At 72.8% G+C, this 18,825-nt stretch carries 14 protein-coding genes; 6 read left to right on the top strand and 8 right to left on the bottom strand.

All coding sequences use genetic code 11. The features are described from left to right. Window positions 1-61 precede the first annotated feature (61 nt). Both HUT12_RS16580 and HUT12_RS16575 read right to left on the bottom strand, forming a co-directional pair. On the bottom strand, window positions 62-1,096 hold the full coding sequence (locus HUT12_RS16580; protein ID WP_131052989.1) for a hemolysin family protein: 1,035 nt from the start codon (window positions 1,094-1,096) through the stop codon (window positions 62-64). Then, window positions 1,093-2,445, bottom strand: coding sequence for a hemolysin family protein (locus HUT12_RS16575; protein WP_131052990.1), 1,353 nt, complete (start codon window positions 2,443-2,445; stop codon window positions 1,093-1,095). Before HUT12_RS16575 ends, HUT12_RS16580 begins: the two co-directional genes overlap by 4 nt. Before the next feature lie 350 nt (window positions 2,446-2,795). Between HUT12_RS16575 and HUT12_RS16570 the strand changes: the two genes are divergently transcribed. The 3 genes from HUT12_RS16570 (at window position 2,796) to HUT12_RS16560 (ending at window position 11,452) form a co-directional block, all read left to right on the top strand. Next, on the top strand, window positions 2,796-8,258 hold the full coding sequence (locus HUT12_RS16570; protein WP_176093956.1) for a carboxyl transferase domain-containing protein: 5,463 nt from the start codon (window positions 2,796-2,798) through the stop codon (window positions 8,256-8,258). An 83-nt stretch (window positions 8,259-8,341) separates the two neighbouring features. Then, window positions 8,342-9,193, top strand: a complete 852-nt coding sequence (locus HUT12_RS16565) for a phosphotransferase (protein WP_217706014.1) — start codon at window positions 8,342-8,344, stop codon at window positions 9,191-9,193. A gap of 9 nt (window positions 9,194-9,202) precedes the next feature. Continuing rightward, window positions 9,203-11,452 carry a glycoside hydrolase N-terminal domain-containing protein gene (locus HUT12_RS16560; RefSeq protein ID WP_176093955.1) on the top strand — a complete coding sequence of 750 codons (2,250 nt, stop codon included), beginning with the start codon at window positions 9,203-9,205 and terminating at the stop codon, window positions 11,450-11,452. Here HUT12_RS16560 and HUT12_RS16555 read toward each other — a convergent pair. The 6 genes from HUT12_RS16555 to HUT12_RS16530 all read right to left on the bottom strand — a co-directional run bounded on the left by HUT12_RS16555 (window position 11,400) and on the right by HUT12_RS16530 (window position 16,598). After that, window positions 11,400-12,392, bottom strand: a complete 993-nt coding sequence (locus HUT12_RS16555; RefSeq protein WP_176093954.1) for an aldo/keto reductase — start codon at window positions 12,390-12,392, stop codon at window positions 11,400-11,402. The genes HUT12_RS16560 and HUT12_RS16555 overlap by 53 nt on opposite strands. A 40-nt stretch (window positions 12,393-12,432) precedes the next feature. After that, window positions 12,433-13,194, bottom strand: a complete 762-nt coding sequence (locus HUT12_RS16550) for an SDR family NAD(P)-dependent oxidoreductase (protein WP_176093953.1) — start codon at window positions 13,192-13,194, stop codon at window positions 12,433-12,435. Further along, on the bottom strand, window positions 13,191-14,048 hold the full coding sequence (locus tag HUT12_RS16545; RefSeq protein WP_176093952.1) for a fumarylacetoacetate hydrolase family protein: 858 nt from the start codon (window positions 14,046-14,048) through the stop codon (window positions 13,191-13,193). Before HUT12_RS16545 ends, HUT12_RS16550 begins: the two co-directional genes overlap by 4 nt. A gap of 187 nt (window positions 14,049-14,235) precedes the next feature. Beyond that, window positions 14,236-14,694: a hypothetical protein gene (locus HUT12_RS16540; RefSeq protein ID WP_176095818.1), complete on the bottom strand. Its 459-nt coding sequence runs from the start codon at window positions 14,692-14,694 to the stop codon at window positions 14,236-14,238. Window positions 14,695-14,843: 149 nt separating this feature from the next. Continuing rightward, a complete protein-coding gene (locus HUT12_RS16535) occupies window positions 14,844-15,653 on the bottom strand; it encodes a trans-aconitate 2-methyltransferase (protein ID WP_176093951.1) in 810 nt (269 codons plus the stop codon). 9 nt (window positions 15,654-15,662) lie between these two features. Continuing rightward, entirely contained in the window at window positions 15,663-16,598 is a 936-nt protein-coding gene (locus HUT12_RS16530) for an AraC family transcriptional regulator (RefSeq protein ID WP_176093950.1), read from the bottom strand. 151 nt (window positions 16,599-16,749) lie between these two features. On the opposite strand from HUT12_RS16530, the gene HUT12_RS16525 reads away from it, so the two are divergent. Genes HUT12_RS16525 through HUT12_RS16515 form a run of 3 tightly spaced genes read left to right on the top strand, consistent with a single transcriptional unit; the run spans window position 16,750 to window position 18,820 of the window. Continuing rightward, entirely contained in the window at window positions 16,750-17,055 is a 306-nt protein-coding gene (locus HUT12_RS16525; protein ID WP_131054840.1) for a putative quinol monooxygenase, read from the top strand. 35 nt (window positions 17,056-17,090) lie between these two features. Continuing rightward, window positions 17,091-18,062: an alpha/beta hydrolase gene (locus HUT12_RS16520; protein WP_176093949.1), complete on the top strand. Its 972-nt coding sequence runs from the start codon at window positions 17,091-17,093 to the stop codon at window positions 18,060-18,062. A gap of 2 nt (window positions 18,063-18,064) precedes the next feature. Beyond that, on the top strand, window positions 18,065-18,820 hold the full coding sequence (locus tag HUT12_RS16515; protein ID WP_131054842.1) for an SDR family NAD(P)-dependent oxidoreductase: 756 nt from the start codon (window positions 18,065-18,067) through the stop codon (window positions 18,818-18,820). Window positions 18,821-18,825: the final 5 nt, after the last annotated feature.

Here is an 18,825-nt window from a genome sequence, read left to right as displayed (position 1 = left end):
CGCGGTGACGGCCGGCTCCCGGCGCGGAGGCGGGAACCCCCGCGCCGGGAGACCGGGGCGGTCAGCGGACGGTCACGTCCTGGACCTCGCCGATCAGCTCCTCGACGATGTCCTCCAGGAAGATCACGCCGGTGGAGCCGCCGTCGGAGTCGAGGACCCGGGCCACGTGGGCGCCGCTGCGGCGGATCGCGGTGAGGGCGTCCTCCAGCTCGCTGTCGCGCCGCACCGACGCGAGCCGGCGGACCCGCTTGGCCGGGACCGGGCTGGTCCAGGCGTCGCCGGTCAGGTCCATGACGTCCTTGATGTGCAGGTACCCGCTGGGTTCCCCGCCGGTGGTGAGCAGGTAGCGGGAGTAGCCGTGCGCGGCCACCGCCTGCTGGATCTCGGCGGGCGTCACCGGTGCCGGCAGCATCACCAGGTCCACCAACGGCACCTCCACGTCACCGACGGTCTTGCCGGTGAACTCGACGGCGGCGGTGAGGGCGCCGTTGCCGTCGACGAGCACTCCCTCGCGGGTCGACTGCGCCACGATGGTGGCCACCTCGTCGAGCGTGTACGTGCTGGTGGCCTCGTCCTTCGGGGTCACCCGGAACAGTCGCAGGACGCCGTTGGCGATCCCGTTCAGGGTCCAGATGATCGGGTTGAAGACCCGGGCGACAAGCACCAGCGGCGGGGCCAGGATCAGCGCGGCCCGGGTCGGCACCGAGAACGAGATGTTCTTCGGCACCATCTCACCGAACACCACGTGCAGGAAGGTGACCAGCACCAGCGCCACGACGAACGCGAGCACCGAGACCATGCCGGGCGACAGCGGGGTGTTCGCCAGCGGGATCTCCAGCAGGTGGTGGATCGCCGGCTCGGAGACGTTCAGGATGAGCAGCGAACACACGGTGATACCGAGCTGGCTGGTGGCGAGCATCAGGGTGGCGTGCTCCATGGCCCAGAGCGTGGTCTGCGCCGCCCGGCTGCCGGCCTGCGCCTTCGGCTCGATCTGGGAGCGACGGGCGGAGATCACCGCGAACTCCGCGCCGACGAAGAACGCGTTGACCACCAGCAGGACGAACAGCCAGATGATGCCGGGCAGGTACGCACTCATCGGATCGCCCCTTCCTGACGGTCGTCGACCCGGCGGTCCGCGCCGGAGCCGCCGGTGGTCTCGGTGGGTACGAAGCGCAGCCGGTCGGCCTGCACACCGTTGAGGTGCTCGACCCGGAGCACCCCGCCCTCGATGGCCACCTCGTCGCCGACCGTGGGGAAGCGGCCGAGGTGGGCGGTGACGAACCCGGCGACGGTGTCGTACTCCTCGTCCTCGGGGACCACGATGCGGGCCCGCTCGAAGATCTCGTCCGGCCGCAGCGAGGCGTCGAAGTAGACCGACCTGCCCCGGCGCCGCATGACGACGCGGGCGCGGTCGTGCTCGTCCTCCAGGTCCCCGATGATCTCCTCGACCAGGTCCTCCAGGGTGACGATCCCGGCGGTGCCGCCGTGCTCGTCGTAGACGACCGCGAACTGCAGGCCACCGCCGCGCAGGGTCGGCAACAGCACGTCGAGGTGCATGGTCTCGGGGATCCGGGCCGGCTCGACCACGAGGTCCTGCGCCCGCACCCCGGCGCGTTCGGCCGGCGGGATCGCGAAGGCGTGCTTGACGTGCAGCACCCCGACGATGTCGTCGACGTCCCGGCCGATCACCGGAAACCGGGACAGCCCGGTGGCGGTGGCCCGCTCGATGATCTCGTCGGCGGTGGCGGAGGCGCCCACCGCCGTCATCCGGACTCGCGGCGTCATCACGTCGGACGCGTCGTGTCCGGAGAAGCGCAGCGTGCGGTCCAGCAGCGTGGCATGGTCCGGGTCGAGGACGCCGGCGCGGGCCGAGTGGCGCAGCAGCGAGCTGAGCTCCTCGGCGCTGCGAGCTCCGGACAGCTCCTCCTTCGGCTCGATGCCGAAGGCCCGGATCACCGCGTTGGCGGTGTTGTTGAAGAGCAGGATCACCGGCTTCAGCACGGTGGTGAAGAGCGCCTGGAACGGCACCACGAGCTTCGCCGTCTGCAACGGCACGGCGAGCGCGAAGTTCTTGGGAACCAGCTCACCGATCACCATCGAGAAGAGCGTCGCCAACAGGATGCCGACGACCGCGCCGACGGCGGTCACCGCCCCGTCCGGTACGCCGACCGCGCCCAGCGGGTCGGCCAGCAGCGAGCTGACGGCGGGCTCGAAGGTGTAACCGGTGAGCAGGGTGGTCAACGAGATGCCGAGCTGTGCGCTGGACAGGTGCGTCGACGTGATCTTGAGTGCGGCGATCGTCGGACCGAGCCGCTTCTCTCCCCGGGACTGACGCGCCTCGAGGTCACCCCGGTTCAGATTGACCAGCGCGAATTCGGACGCCACGAACATGCCAGTGCCCACGGTGAGCAACAGGCCTATTCCGAGCAGGATCCATTCAGACACGAGTCAGCCCCTGTCGCGGGTCGACGGCCGTACGGGCGACCGGGACGACGAGGGGCCTCGGACTATGATGCGGAAGATCATCCATGAGCAGCAGAGAGTAGTCGGTCGCGCTGAGAGCATGCTGAAAAGGGCCACCGGCGCGGCGACGAACCGGTCGTCGGGATGACGGGCTTTCCCGCCGCTCACGTGGGCGCCCGCCAAAAGGTTTTGTGGGGTTCCCACAACTCGGGTCGCCCAGGGTTCGGCGGTTACGACATGGCGCTGGCTGCCCATAGGCAGAACAGTGATCTGTGCGGGGGCCACCGTGCCCTGACGCGTGTCGCCGTAGGTCTACCGGAGGGGTCCGTCGGGTGTTCAGCCGTATCGCCATCGTCAACCGTGGTGAGGCCGCCATGCGGCTCATCCACGCGGTCCGGGAGCTGGCAGCGGAGACCGGATCCCGCATCGAGACCGTGGCCCTGTTCACCGACGTCGACCGCACCGCCACGTTCGTGCGTGAGGCGGACGTCGCGTACGACCTCGGGCCCGCCGCCGCGCGTCCGTACCTGAACCTCGCGACGCTGGAGCGGGCGCTGGTGGAGACCGGCGCGGACGCCGCGTGGGTCGGTTGGGGCTTCGTCGCCGAGGATCCGGCCTTCGCGGAGCTGTGCGAGAAGATCGGCGTCACCTTCGTCGGGCCCAGCCCGGACGCGATGCGGCAGCTCGGCGACAAGATCGGCGCGAAGCTGCTCGCCGAGCAGGTCGGTGTGCCGGTCGCGCCGTGGAGCCGGGGCGCGGTCGAGACGCTGGACGCCGCCCGCGCGGCGGCTGCCGAGATCGGCTACCCGCTGATGCTGAAGGCGACCGCGGGCGGCGGCGGACGCGGCATCCGGGTGATCACCGACGAGGCGGAGCTGGCCGACGCGTACGAGCGCACCAGCCAGGAGGCCGCGCGGGCCTTCGGCAGCGGTGTGGTGTTCCTGGAGCGCCTGGTCACCGGCGCCCGGCACGTCGAGGTCCAGGTGATCGCCGACGGTCAGGGCACCGCCTGGGCGCTCGGCGTCCGGGACTGCTCGGTGCAGCGCCGCAACCAGAAGGTCATCGAGGAGTCGGCGTCGCCGGTGCTCGACCCCGAGCAGACGGCCGAGTTGAAGACGTCGGCCGAGCGGCTGGCCGTGGCGGTCGGCTACCGGGGCGCGGCGACCGTCGAGTTCCTCTATCACCCGGGCGACCGGCTGTTCGCCTTCCTGGAGGTCAACACCCGGCTCCAGGTGGAGCACCCGATCACCGAGGCCACCACCGGCTTCGACCTGGTCAAGGCCCAGCTGCACGTGGCCTCGGGCGGACAGCTCACCGGGCGGCCGCCGGTCGAGCGCGGGCACGCCGTCGAGGCCCGGCTCAACGCCGAGGACCCGGACCGTGACTTCGCGCCCGCCCCCGGGCGGATCGCGCGGCTGGACCTGCCGGCCGGCCCGGGCATCCGGGTGGACACCGGCGTCAGCGAGGGCGACACCATCCCCGCCGACTTCGACTCGATGATCGCGAAGGTCATCGCCTACGGCCGGGACCGGGACGAGGCTCTGGGCCGGCTGCGCCGCGCGATGGCGGACACCACCGTGATCATCGAGGGCGGCGCGACCAACAAGAGCTTCGTGCTCGACCTGCTCGACCAGCCCGAGGTGATCGACGCGAGCGCGGACACCGGCTGGATCGACCGGGTCCGGGGCGCCGGTCGGCTGGTCGCGCACCGGCACTCCGGCGTCGCGCTGGCCGCCGCCGCCATCGGGGCGTACGAGGAGGAGGAGCGCGTCGAGCAGCAGCGGCTGCTGGCCACCGCCTCCGGTGGGCGTCCCCAGGTGCGGCACGCCAGCGGCACCCCGTCGGACCTCAAGCTGCGGGGCGTCACGTACCGGATGCGGGTGGCCCGCACCGGCGCGCACCGGTTCCGGGTCGGCATCGAGGCGGGCGGCACCGTGCACACCGCCGACGTCGAGCTGGACCGCTTCGACCGGCACACCGGGCAGATCGTCGTCAACGGCGCCCGGCACCGCCTGCTCACCGGCACCCACGGCCCGGTGCACCTGGTTGAGGTCGACGGGGTGGCGCACCGGGTCAGCCGGGACGAGGGCGGCGTGCTGCGCTCGCCGATGCCGGCACTCGTCGTCGCCACGCCGCTGACGGTCGGCGCCGAGGTCGAGGCGGGCGCGCCGGTGCTGGTGTTGGAAGCCATGAAGATGGAGACGGTGCTGCGGGCCCCGTTCCGGGCGCGGCTGAAGGAGTGCACCGTCTCGGTCGGCAGCCAGGTGGAGGCCGGCGCGGCCCTGCTGCGGCTGGAACCGCTCACCGACGGGGCGGCCGAGACGGTGGAGGCTCCGGTGACCTCCGTCGAGTTGGACCTGCCCTCCCGGCCCGCCGGGCTCCCGGCCCGCCAGCGTGTCCGGCGCGGTCACGAGGACCTGCGCGGCCTGCTGCTCGGCTTCGACGTCGACCCGCACGACGGCGGGCGGGTGCTCGACGAGTACCTGGTCGCGCGGCAGACCGCCACCGAGGAGGGGTACCGGCCGCTGGCCGAGGAACTCGACCTCGTCGACGTCTTCGCCGACCTGGCCGAGCTGAGCCGCAACCGGCCCACCGGTGAGGACGGCGAGGCCGCCCACGTGCACAGCGCCCGGGAGTACTTCCACACCTACCTGCAGAGCCTCGACGTCGAGCGGGCCGGCGTGCCGGACGCCTTCCAGGCCAAGCTGGCCCGGGCGCTCGGGCACTACGGTGTCGCCGAGCTGGACCGCGCCCCCGCGCTGGAGGGTGCCGTCTTCCGCATCTTCCTGGCCCAGCAGCGGGCCGCCGCCGACGCCACGGTCATCGCGACGCTGCTGCGTACCTGGCTGCGGGAGCCGCCGCCGGACGAGGCGCTGCGCGAACCGACCGGCCTCGCGCTGGAGCGGCTGCTGGCCGCGACGCAGGTCCGCTACCCGGTGATCGCCGACCTCGCCCGTGGGGTGGCCTTCGCCTGGTTCGCCCAGCCGCTGCTGCGTCGCAACCGGGCCCGGGTCTACGCCGAGGTCCGCCGCCACCTGCGGCACCTGGACACGGTGCCGGACGCGCCGGACCGCGCCGAGCGCGTCGCTGCCATGGTCCGCAGCACCGAGCCGCTGGTCCGGCTGCTCGGCCAGCGGTTGCAACGCGGCCACCTGGACAACACCGTGATGCTGGAGGTGCTGACCCGGCGGTACTACGGCAACAAGGGGCTGACCGGGGTCACCAGCCGCGAGGCGGCCGGCTGCCGTTTCGTGGTCGCCGGGCGCGCGGACTCCGAGCTGGTCTCGGCCGCCGTCGGCTTCGACGCGCTGGGCGACGCGCTGCGTGGGCTCGCCGAGCTGGCCGCCGACGGGCCCGCCGTCGACGCCGACATCTACCTCGCCTGGGAGAACCAGCCGGAGAGCTTCGACGAGATGGCGGCGGCCCTGCTGGCGGTCGTCACCGCGCACCCGCTGCCGCCGCAGGTCCGCCGGTTGACCGCCACGGTCGCCGGCAGCGGCGGGGCGGTGATGCACCACCACTTCACGTTCCGCCCGTCGAGCGACGGGATGGCCGAGGAGCGGCTGATCCGTGGCCTGCACCCGCACATCGCGCAGCGGATGCAGTTGGAGCGGCTGCACAAGTTCGACCTGACCCGGCTGCCGTCGGCGGACGAGGAGGTCTATCTCTTCCAGTGCGTGGCCCGGGAGAACCCGTCCGACGAGCGGCTGGTGGCGTTCGCGCAGATCCGCGACCTGACCGAGCTTCGGGAGCACGACGGCCGGCTGGTCGCCCTGCCCACCACCGAGGACACCGTGGCCGCCTGCCTCGACTCGATCCGGCGGGCGCAGTCCCGGCGGTCGTCGAAGAAGCGTTTCCACACCAACCGGATCGTCATCTACGTCTGGCCGCCGAGCAGCCTCACGTTGGAGGAGATGGAGAACCTCGCCGCCCGGATCCGCCCGACCACGGCCGGCGCCGGCCTGGAGGAGATCCTCTTCGTCGGTCGGCAGCGCAACCGCCGTACCGGCGAGCTGACCAAGATCGCGGTACGGATCTCCTTCGACGCCACCGGCGGAGCCGAGCTGTCCGTGGGCGAGCCGCCGGTGGAGCCGGTCGAGCCGCTCGACGACTACCGGCTCAAGGTGCTGGGCGCGAGCAGCCGCAACACGGTCTACCCGTACGAGCTGACCCGCCTGCTCGGCGACTTCGTCGAGCACGACCTGGACGACGCGCACGTGCTGGTGCCGGTCGACCGGCCGAAGGGACGCAACCGCGCGGCGATCGTGGCCGGTGTGGTCACCACCCCGACCTCCCGGCACCCGCAGGGCCTGACCCGGGTGGTGCTGCTCGGCGACCCGACCAAGTCGCTGGGCGCGCTCTCCGAGCCGGAGTGCCGCCGGGTGATCGCCGCGCTGGACCTGGCCGAGCGGATGCAGGTGCCGCTGGAGTGGTACGCGCTCTCCGCCGGTGCCCGGATCTCGATGAGCTCGGGCACCGAGAACATGGACTGGGTGGCCGCCGCACTCAAGCGGATCGTGGAGTTCACCCAGGACGGCGGCGAGATCAACATCGTGGTCGCGGGCATCAACGTGGGTGCCCAGCCGTACTGGAACGCCGAGGCGACGATGCTCATGCACACCAAGGGTGTGCTGGTGATGACGCCGGACTCGGCGATGGTGCTGACCGGCAAGCAGTCGCTGGACTTCTCCGGCGGGGTGTCCGCCGAGGACAACTTCGGCATCGGCGGCTACGACCGGGTGATGGGCCCGAACGGGCAGGCGCAGTACTGGGCGCCGGACCTGCCGGCCGCGCGGGACGTGCTGATGTCGCACTACGAGCACACGTACGTCGCGCCGGGCGAGCAGGGGCCGCGACCGGGCACCACCACCGACCCCGTCGACCGGGACGTCTCCGACTTCCCGCACGTGGTGGCCGGCAGCGACTTCACCACCGTCGGTGAGATCTTCTCCCCGGTGGCGAACCCGGACCGCAAGAAGCCCTTCGACATCCGTACGGTGATGCGGGCGCTGTCCGACCAGGACCACCCGGTGCTGGAGCGGTGGGCCGGCATGGCCGACGCGGAGACCGCGGTGGTGCAGGACGTCCACCTCGGCGGCGTACCGGTCTGCCTGCTCGGCATCGAGTCGCGTGCGGTGCCGCGCCGAGGCTTCCCGCCCACCGACGGCCCGGACACCTACACGGCGGGCACGCTGTTCCCCCGCTCCTCCAAGAAGGCCGCGCGGGCGATCAACGCGGCCAGCGGCAACCGGCCGCTGGTGGTGCTGGCCAACCTGTCGGGCTTCGACGGGTCGCCCGAGTCGATGCGCAAGCTGCAACTGGAGTACGGCGCCGAGATCGGCCGGGCCATCGTGAACTTCCGTGGCCCGATCGTCTTCTGCGTCATCTCGCGATACCACGGCGGGGCGTTCGTGGTGTTCTCCAAGGCGCTGAATCCCCGCATGACGGTGCTGGCGCTGGAGGGCTCGTACGCCTCGGTGCTCGGTGGCGCCCCGGCCGCCGCCGTGGTGTTCTCCCGCGACGTCGACGCCCGCACGGCGGCCGATCCCCGGGTCCGGGACCTGGAGGCCCGCGTGGCGTCCGCCTCCGGCGCCGACCGGGCCACGCTCACCGCCGAACTCGACGAACTCCGCTCGTCGGTACGCGCCGAGAAGCTCGGCGAGGTGGCCACGGAGTTCGACCGGGTGCACAACATCGCGCGGGCGGTCGAGGTGGGCTCGGTGGACGCGGTGATCCGCGCCGCCGAACTCCGCCCCCGCGTCATCGCGGCGATCGGGGCGACGGCGACCGAGTAGGACGGATCGCGACGGGGACGCCGGTGGCCGGATTCGGCTGCCGGCGTCCCCGTCGTCGGGCCACCCGCACGTAGGATCCGGCGGTGACCTCCGTACGCGACCAGCTCTCCGCGCCACAGCGGGACCTGCTGGACCGGTGGCTCCCCGACGCGACGGTGCTCCGGGACCTGGGGTGGGACCTGCTGCCGACCACCGTGCTGGAGGTCGCCTCGGACGGGGCACGCTACATCGTGAAGGCCGGTGGCCCCGAGGACCAGCACATCGCCCGTGAGCTGCGCGCCCACCACCAGTGGCTGACGCCGTGGACCAGCCGGGACCGCGCGCCGGTGCTGGTGCACGGCGACGAGTCGGCCAAACTGCTGGTCACCCGCTACCTCCCCGGTGAGCTGGTGCTCGACAGCGCCCACGTCGACGATCCGGCCGCCTACCGGCAGGCGGGCGAGTTGCTGGCCCTGCTGCACGCCCAGACCTCCGTCACCGACGACGACTACGAGAGTCGGGAGAACACCCGGGCGCTGGCCTGGCTCGCCGGTCCACACCGGATCGCCCCGGCGACGGTGCGGCGGCTGCGCGCCGAGATCGCCGACTGGCCGACGCCGCCGGCCACGCTGGTGCCGACGCACGGGGACTGGCAGCCCCGCAACTGGCTGGTCCACCGGGGGCGGGTCAGCATCATCGACTTCGGCCGGGCCGCGCTGCGACCGGCGTACACCGACCTGGGGCGGCTGGCCGTGCAGGACTTCCGGCGGAACCCGGCGCTGGAACGGGCGTTCCTGGACGGATACGGCGCCGATCCGCGCGAGCCGGGGAGTTGGCACCGGACCCGGGTCCGCGACGCGATCGGCACGGCGGGGTGGGCGTACCGGGTGGGCGACGAACGCTTCGAGGAGCAGGGGCACCGGATGATCCGGGACGCACTCGCGGCGACCGGGTAGCCCCCGCCGATGTCCCGCGCACCCGACGGTCCACCGGGCCGCCACCGCCTCTGGTACGCGCGTCCCGCCACCGACTGGCAGTCCCAGGCGTTGCCGATCGGCAACGGTCGGCTCGGTGCGATGCTCTTCGGCGGGCCGGAGCGGGACCGGATCCAGTTCAACGAGCAGAGCCTGTGGGGCGGGGCCAACGACTACGACAACGCCCTCGCCGGTCGACCCGACGACGACTTCGACCTGAGCGACACCGGCTTCGGGTGCTACCGGCCCTTCGGCGACCTGCTGCTCACCTTCGCCCTCGCGAGCGGCCCGGTCGCCGCCGACGGTGCGGGCCGGGTCACCGACTATCACCGGACCCTCGACCTGGAGACCGGCATCCACTCCACCGGTTTCGCCGTGGCCGGGCAGCGGGTCCGGCGGGAGGCGTTCGCCAGTCGGTCCGCCGACGTGCTGGTGCTGCGTTACCAGGCCGCACACCCCGGACCGCTGGACTGCGACATCGCCCTCACCAGTGCGCAGGGCGCGCCGGTGACCGTGGACGCCGCCGCGCGTACCGCCGCCTTCCGAGGCCGGTTGGGCAACGGCCTGCGGTACGCGGCCGGGTTGCGGCTGGCCGACACCGACGGGGTGGTCACCGCCGTGGGCGCGCGGCTGCGGGTACGGACGGCGACCTGGATGACGCTGCTGCTGGACGCGCGCACCGACTACCGGATGGACGCGTCGGCCGGGTGGCGCGGCAGCGCGCCGGAACCGGCCGTCGAGGCCGCTCTCGACGCGGCGGCGGACCGGCCCTACCCGACGCTGCGCGCGACGCACCTCGCCGACAGCACCGAGGTGGCGCGACGCGTCTCGGTCACCTGGGGCGACTCCGACGAGGACCTCCGCGCGCTCCCGACGGACGCCCGGTTGGCCCGCTACCGCACCGGCGGCGAGGACCCCGCGCTCGAACAGACCATGGTCGCCCTCGGCCGCTACCTGCTGTACAGCTCCTCCCGACCTGGCGGGCTCCCCGCCAACCTCCAGGGACTCTGGAACGACAGCGACCGGCCGCCGTGGGCCTGCGACTACCACACGAACATCAACGTGCAGATGGCCTACTGGGCGGCCGAGACGACCGACCTCGGCGACAGCCATCGCGCGCTGGTCGAGTTCGTCCGCCAGGTGGCGGTGCCGAGCCGCGTCGCGACCCGGCACGCCTTCGGCGCCGACACGCGGGGCTGGACGGCCCGCACCAGCCAGAGCATCTTCGGCGGCAACGCCTGGGAGTGGAACACCGTCGCCAGCGCCTGGTACGCGCAGCACCTCTACGAGCACTGGGCCTTCTCCCGGGACCGGGCCTACCTGCGGGACGTCGCCCACCCGATGATCAGGGAGATCTGTGAGTTCTGGCAGGACCGGCTGATCGAGCGGGACGGCGTTCTCGTCGCGCCCGACGGCTGGTCGCCGGAGCACGGCCCGCGCGAGCACGGCGTGACGTACGACCAGCAGGTCGTCGCCGACCTCTTCGGCAACTACCTGGACTGCGCCGAGGCGCTCGACGTCGACGCCGGGTACCGGGCCGTCGTCGCCGACCTGCGGACCCGGCTCGCGCCGCACCGGATCGGGCGGTGGGGCCAGCTCCAGGAGTGGCGGACCGACCGGGACGACCCGGACGACGTGCACCGGCACACCTCGCACCTGTTCGCGGTCTTCCCCGGCCGCCAGATCACCCCCACGGCGACACCGGATCTCGCGGCGGCGGCCCTGGTCTCGCTCACCGCCCGCTGCGGCGAGCGCGACGGCATACCGTTCGACGAGTCCGCCGTGCGGGGGGACAGCCGCCGCTCCTGGACGTGGCCGTGGCGGGCCGCCGTCTTCGCCCGACTCGGCGAGGCGCAGCGGGCCCGGCACATGATCCGTGGCCTGCTGCGCTACAACACGTTGGAGAACCTGCTCTGCGACCATCCGCCGATGCAGATGGACGGCAACGTCGGCGTCACCGCCGCCGTCGTCGAGATGCTCCTGCAGAGTCACCAGGGTCTCGTCCACCTGCTGCCGGCGCTGCCCCGCGAGTGGGCCGACGGGGAGTTCCGGGGCCTGCGCGCCCGAGGCGGCTACCGGGTCGACTGCACGTGGCGGGAGGGTCGGGTCGTCGACTTCGCGGTGGTGGCCGACCGGGCACCGCACCGCGATCCGGTCCGGGTCCGGGTCGACGGCGCGGACGTCTGGGTCACGCCGACGGCTCCCGGGGCCGGTCCTCGGCCGGGATCAGCCCCTCGCTGACCAGCTCCGCCCAGAGCGCGTCGGGCACCGGGGCGGCGAAGCGGGCCGCGTTGTCGGCGACCTGCGTGGCGGTGTTCATCCCGACGACCACCGACGCGACGGTCGGGTGGCGGGCCACGTACGCCATCGCCACCTGCGGCAGAGTCGTGCCGTGCCGTCGGCACACCTGCGCGATGCGGACGGCCCGCTCGCGCAACGGCGGCGGCACCGGGCCGTAGTCGTAGGTGTCACCCGGCTCGACGGTGGCCAGCACGCCGCTGTTGAAGACGCCGGCGGCCAGCACCGACACGCCGCGTTCCCGGCACCGGGGCAGCAGCCGTTCGGCCGCCGTCTGGTCCAGCAACGTGTAGCGGCCGGCGAGCATGACGGTGTCCACGTCGGTCTCGGCGACGAACCGCTCCAGCATCCGCGCCTGGTTCATGCCGACCCCGATCGCGCCCACCACCCCCTGGTCGCGCAGCTCGTGCAGGGCCGGATACGCCTCCCCGACGGCCTGGCGCCAGTGCGCGTCCGGATCGTGCAGCAGCACCACGTCCACCCGGTCCAGTCCGAGCCGGTCCAGGCTGGCCGTCAGCGACCGGAGCACCCCGTCGGCGCTGAAGTCCCAGCGGCGCACGTGGTCGGCGGGCACGTCGAACCCGCCGTCGTCGCGCAGGTGCGCGCTGGTGGGCGAGGGCACCAGCAGCCGACCGACCTTCGTGGAGACGGTGAACTCGTCCCGGGGACGCCCGGCCAGCGCCGCGCCCAGCCGACGCTCGGAGAGTCCGAGACCGTAGTGCGGCGCGGTGTCGAAGTAGCGGACGCCCATCTGCCACGCGGTGTCCACGGCGCACTGTGCCGTCTCGTCGTCGACCGCGTGGTACAGGTTGCCGATCCCGGCCGCGCCGAATCCGAGGGCGCTCACCGGGACCGCCGTGCGCCCCAGTCGGGTGTGTCGCATCGCCGTCTCCTCACGGGGCGTCGCCGTCGGCGACAGGTGGTCAGTTCTCGGCGGGGGCGCGCAGCCGCAGGGAGTGCATCCCGCCGTCCACGGCGAGCACGGTCCCGGTGGTGGCGCCGGCCGACGGGCCGGCGAGGTACGCGACGGCGGCGGCGACCTCGGTGGCGGCGACCAGCCGTCCGGTGGGCTGCCGGGCACGCAGGGCGGCCAGTTCGGCGGTCGGGTCGTCGGCGGCGTCGATCAGCCGGCGTACCCACGGGGTGTCGACGGTGCCGGGGTTCACGCAGGTGACCCGGATGCCCTCGCCGACGTGGTCCGCCGCCATGGCGAGGGTGAGCGCCTGCACGGCGCCCTTCGTCGCGCCGTACAGGGCCCGGTCGGGCAGGCCGGTGCTCGCCGCGATCGAGCCGATGTTGACGATCGCGGCGTGGGCGGAGCGCCGCAGGTGCGGCAGGGCCGCCCGGGTCACCCGGACCATCCCGACGACGTTGACGTCGAACACCCGGTGCCACTCCTCGTCCGGGTTGGCCTCGACGGTGCCCCGGGCACCGGTCCCGGCGTTGTTGACCAGCACGTCGAGACCACCGAGGCGGGTCGCGGCGGCGGTCACCGCTGCGGTCACCGAGGTGGGGTCGGTGACGTCGCACCGCACCCCGAGCAGCGGTGCCGGTACGCCGGAGGGGTCCAGGTCGAGGCAGGCCACCGACGCTCCCCGCGCGGCCAGCAGTCGGGCCGTGGCGAGGCCGATGCCCGAGCCGCCACCGGTGACCACCGCTGCCAGCCCGGTGAACTCGCCGGTCACGACGCCTGCCCGACCGTCTGACGTTGGGTGCCGAGACCGTCCACCTCAAGCTCGATCACGTCGCCGGGACGCAGGTACGGCTTCGGTTCCGACATCCCGAGCGCCACGCCGGCCGGGGTGCCCGTGTTGATCACGTCGCCCGGTTCGAGCACCATGAACTGGCTGACGTACCGGACCACCTCGGCGACCCCGAAGATCATGTTCTTGGTGCTGCCGTCCTGACGGCGCGTGCCGTTGACGCTCAACCGCAGACCGAGCTGCTGCGGGTCGGGCACCTCGTCGGCGGTGACCAGCCACGGGCCGAGCGGGTTGAACGTCTCGCAGGATTTGCCCTTGTCCCACTGGCCGCCGCGTTCGAGCTGGAACTCCCGCTCGGAGACGTCGTTGGAGACGGTGTAGCCGGCGACACAGGCCAGCGCCTCGTCGTCGCTGTCCAGATATCGCGCGGTGCGGCCGATGACGACGGCGAGTTCGACCTCCCAGTCGGTCTTGACGCTGCCGCGCGGGATCAGCACCTCGTCGTCCGGGCCGATCACGGTGTTGGACGCCTTCATGAACAGGATCGGTTCGGTCGGCAGCCGCGCGCCGGTCTCGGCCGCGTGGTCGGAGTAGTTCAACCCGACGCAAACGATCTTGCCGGGGCGGGCGATCGGCGCCCCGATCCGTGGCGCGGGGTCCGCGAGCAGCGGCAGCCGTCCCTCGGCGAGCGCGGCGCGGACCCGGGCCGGGCCGTCCCCGGCGAGGAAGGTCCCGTCGATCTCGGTCACCAGGTCGGAGAGGTCCCGCAGACGGCCGTCCCGGTCCCGTGCGGCGGGGCGTTCCTGACCGACCGCGCCCACTCGAAGTAGCTTCACGCCGCACCTTTCGGACAGAGATCGACCTTGCTGCATCGTTATAGAGGAGTCACGACGGTGTCGGCAAGGGGTCGCCGGAGCGGGGCACGGCGGTCACCCCGCGCCGCGGCGTACGCCTCGACATCGCCCCGGCTCCCCTGCCCCGCACGCCTCCGCTGGCCCGCACGGCCGTGCGGGCAACTACTCGTCAGGGCTCCAGCGGTGCGGTCGAGCCGGCGTCGAGCGCCTGCCGGGCCCGCTCGACACCCGACCGGATCATCGCGCCGTACCCGTCGTCGGGGAGCGCGTCGAGGTCCGCCACCGCCGCCGCCAGGTGGCGGCGCGCCTCGGCGGCGTCGCCGGTCCGCCGGTGGGCGTCGGCGAGGTTGAGCCGCAGCGACGGCAGGAACGCCCGTACCCGCAGCGAGTCGTGGTACCGACGGGCCCGCTCGTCGCTGAGATCGGTGATCGCGGCCAGAGCGCGCTGGTCCCAGGCCAGCTCGTCGGTGACCGAGTCCTGGAGGTCGGCGAGGAAGTGCGCGACGGTGCACCGGTGCAGCGCGTCACCGTCCGCCCCGATCGTCTCCCAGAGGCGTTCCAGCGCGTCCCGCGCGCCCGCGCGGTCCCCGGCGTGCCCCGTCTCGACGGCAGCGCCGATGGCGGCCATCACGTCATCCGTCACGTCCGTCGTGGACTCCGGCACGGGCTGCTCCTCCTGGTCTTCGTGACCGGTGGCGGGCCGCGACGGCGGATGGCGCACCGGGCGGGTCGGATGTCCCGCACCGCACCAGGATGTGCCCTCGACCGGGTCGAGGGTCAAGACCGGTCGGCCGCCGCCGGGCCACACCGTCGGGCCAGCCACAGCCAGGTCGTCAGCTCGTGTGCGACGACACCGCCGTGGGTGTCGACGAGGTCGGCCAGCGCGCCGTGCAGACGGGTCCGCTGCGCCTCGGGCAGCATCCGGTGCGGCGAGAAGGTGGAAAGCAGGGTGAGGTAGCGCGCGGTGTCGTACGGCACCACGGTCACCACCCGCTCGTGCGTGACGTCGGTGAACCCGGGTGCCGTACGCAGCTCCTGCGGATCGAACGCGCCCGGGTGCCGCGTGTGCACCGGCCGTCCGGGCAGGTCGGCGATCTCCGGGGCGTACCGCTGGTAGACCGCGTCCATCGCGGTGCGCAGTCCCACGTCGGCGAACCCGTAGTCGTGCCCGAAGATCGCGAGCACCCCGCCGGGTGCCAGCGCCTCGGCGGCCATGTCGGTCCGTCGGGTGTGGTCCACCCAGTGCCACGCCTGCGCGCTGGCCACCAGATCCACTCCGCCGGGCGGCGGACGCCAGTCCTCGAACCGGCCGACCACCACCGACACCAGGTCGTCGCCGGTGAAGCGCCGCGCCAGCAGCGCGGCCATCGCCGGATCCGGCTCGACACAGGTCAGCGGTACGTCGAGACGACGCAGCAACGCGCTGCCCTTGCCGGTGCCCGCGCCCGCCTCCACCACCTCGGCCGGTGTGCGGGTGGTGTACCCGGTGATCAGGTCCAGCAGCGCGGCCGGATAGTCCGCCCGGCTCCGCTCGTACGCGTCGGCGACCTCGCCGAACACGGTCCGCTGCTCCCGTGGCACCGCCATGCCGCCACCCTACGGAAGAAGTCCGGCGGCCGTGGGGACCCGGCGGGGCGTCGGCGCGAGCTGGCCCAGCTCGCCGTGCAGGCGGGCGGCGTCCTGGCGGGGCGGTAGGCCGAACTGGCGGCGGTACTCGCGGCTGAACTGGGACGGGCTGTCGTAGCCGACCTGCCGGGCGACGCCGGTGACGTCGTCGGGACGGGTGGCGAGCAGGAGCCGGGCCTCCTGCAACCGGATCTGCTTCTGGAACTGGATCGGACTCATCGCGGTGACCGCCTGGAAGTTGCGGTAGAAGGCGGAGACGCTCATGCCGGAGAGCCGGGCGAGATCCTCCACCCGGAACGCCCGGGAGTAGTGCTCCCGGATCCACCGGACCGCGCGGGCGACGTGGCTGAGGCTGCTGTCGGCGAGACCGAGCTGCCGCACGGTGGCCCCGTGCTCGCCGGTCATCAGCAGCCAGAGGATCTCCTGTTTGACCAGTGGCGCCAGCACCGTCGCGTCGCGTGGCCGGTCGAGCAGGCGTACCAGTCGGACGGCCGCGTCGAGCAGCTCCGGGGGTGCGTCGCTGACGGCCAGGCCGGACGGCGCGCCGCCGCCGACCGGCGGCAGGTCTCCGGGCGACGCCCGCAACAGCACCTCGGCGACCGCTGTCGGACGCAGGACCAGGCCGACGCCGAGCGCCGGGTGGTCGGGGTCGATCCCGAGGAACTGGCCGGTGACCGGCAGGTCCACCGAGGCGACGAGGTACTGCCCGGCGCGGTACTCGTACACCCGGTCGCCGGTCGCGAGTCGTTTCGCGCCCTGGGCGATGAGCGCCAGCACCGTGCCCGACATCGACGGCGACGGCGGCCCCGACCGGCCGACCCGCGAGATCAACAGGTCGTCGATGGCGGTGTGCTGGTCCGGGCGGGCATGGCGGTCGAGCAGGTCACGTAACTCGTCGAGGCTCACCGGACCATTGGAGCAGAAGAACGATCCTCGCCACAACGAGAGGATCAGGCAAGAGCACAGGACCATCGTTCTAACGTCCTCGCTGCCCCGGCTGCTTATATGGGTGAGTCGATATCTCATCGACAGCGTCCCCACTGGAGGAATAACCGACATGACCATCGACCACGGCTTCCACGCCACCATGACCGCACAGCCCGGCATGGGCGACGAGGTGGTCGCGCTGCTGCTCGACGCCCCCGCGCTGACGCACCCGGACTGTGTCGTCTTCCTGGTCGGACGCTCGGCCGGCGACCCCGACGTCGTCCACCTCACCGAGGGCTGGACCAGCCGGGCGGCACACGCCGAGTTCTTCACCACCGCCCCGGCACGCGACCTCGTCACGCGACTCGAACCGCTGCTCGCCGCCGAGGCGACCTACACCGACGAGGTGCCGGTCGGCGGTAGAGCCGCCCTCTGAGCCGACACCCACCCCCGCCGACCCGAGGACCCGCCATGACGTTGCCCCGCCCCGACCTCGACCCCGACCTGCGGGCACTGCTCGCCGACCTGCCGCTGGTGGCCCGACTCGACGCCGACGTGCTCGAACAGATCCGGCCCTACGCCACCACCCCCGTGGAAACCCTGCTCGACGGCGTGTCGGTGGACCGACAGGAGATCACCGTCCCGGCCGCCGATGGCACCACGATCCCGCTCGCCGTGCTGCGCCCCGCCGGGAGCAGCGACGGCGCACCGGCACCGTGCGTCTACTGGATCCACGGCGGCGGGATGGTCCTGGGCGACCGCTACGCCCAACTCGACATCCCGCTCGAATGGCTGGACCGCTTCGGTGCCGTGGTCGTCTCGGTGGACTACCGGCTGGCGCCCGAGGTGACCGGCACGACCCTCGTCGAGGACTGCTACCAGGGTCTGCTCTGGACCGCCACGCACGCCGCCGACCTGCACATCGATCCGGCCCGCCTGGTCGTCGCCGGGGCCAGCGCGGGCGGCGGCCTGGCCGCCGGGGTGACCCTGATGGCCCGTGACCTCGGCACTCCGCCGATCGCCGCCCAGGTGCTCATCGGCCCGATGCTGGACCACCGCAACGACACCACCTCCAGCCGGCAGTACTCCGGTGGACCCGGTGTCTGGACCGGCGAGTCGAACGAGTTCTGCTGGCGCTGCGTCCTGGGTGAGGAGACCGATCGACCGGTGCCCGCGTACGTGTCGCCGGCGCTCGCCGACGACCTGGGCGGACTGCCCACCACCTACGTCGACGCCGGCTCGGCCGAGGTCTTCCGGGACGAGAGCGTCGACTACGCCAGCCGGATCTGGGCCGCCGGTGGTCAGGCCGAACTGCACGTGTGGGCGGGTGGCTGCCACGGTTTCGACGCGATCCTGCCGCAGGCCGCCATCTCCAGCACGGCCCGCCGTACCCGCACCGACTGGCTCGCCCGGGTGCTGAGCTCCGACGAAGGGAACCACTGACCATGCGTATCGCCATCGTCACCGGCGGCAGTTCCGGCATCGGCCAGAGTGCCGCGCTCCAGATCGCCCGACGCGGCACCGGGGTGATCCTCACCTACCAGAACAACCCGACCGGGGCGCACGACACGGTGGCGCGCATCGAGAGCGACGGTGGACGCGCCGTCGCGTTGCCGCTCGACCTCGGCGACTCCACGCGCTTCCCGGCCTTCCACGACGCGGTGGTCACCGCGCTGCGCGACACCTGGCAGCGGGACACCTTCGACTACCTGGTCAACAACGCCGGGGCGAGCCGGACGGCGACGTTCGAGGACACCACCGAGGAACTCTTCGACGACCTCATGCGGGTGCTGTTGCGAGGGCCGTACTTCCTCACCCGGACGCTGCTGCCCCGGCTGGCCGACGGCGGCGCGATCGTCAACGTCGCCAGCAACGCCGTCGGTGCCGGCCTGGAGTCCGGCTACTCCGCCTACGGCACCATGAAGGGCGGCCTGGTGGTGCTGACCCGCTACCTGGCCAAGGAACTGAGCGGGCGGGGTGTACGGGTCAACTCGGTCTCCCCCGGCTCCACCCGCACCCGCATCGCCGGCGACGCCTTCGCCCGGCACCCGGAGGTGATCCCGCAGTTGGCGGCCCAGACCGCTCTCGGCCGGGTCGGTGAACCGGACGACATCGGGGTGGCCATCGCCGCCCTGCTCGACGACGCGGGCCGATGGATCACCGCCCAGGACATCGAGGTGTCCGGCGGTTATCGGCTCTGACGGGG

The sequence above is a fragment of the Verrucosispora sp. NA02020 genome (assembly GCF_013364215.1).
Classification (GTDB): domain Bacteria; phylum Actinomycetota; class Actinomycetes; order Mycobacteriales; family Micromonosporaceae; genus Micromonospora.
This window is presented reverse-complemented; position numbering and strand designations above follow the sequence as displayed.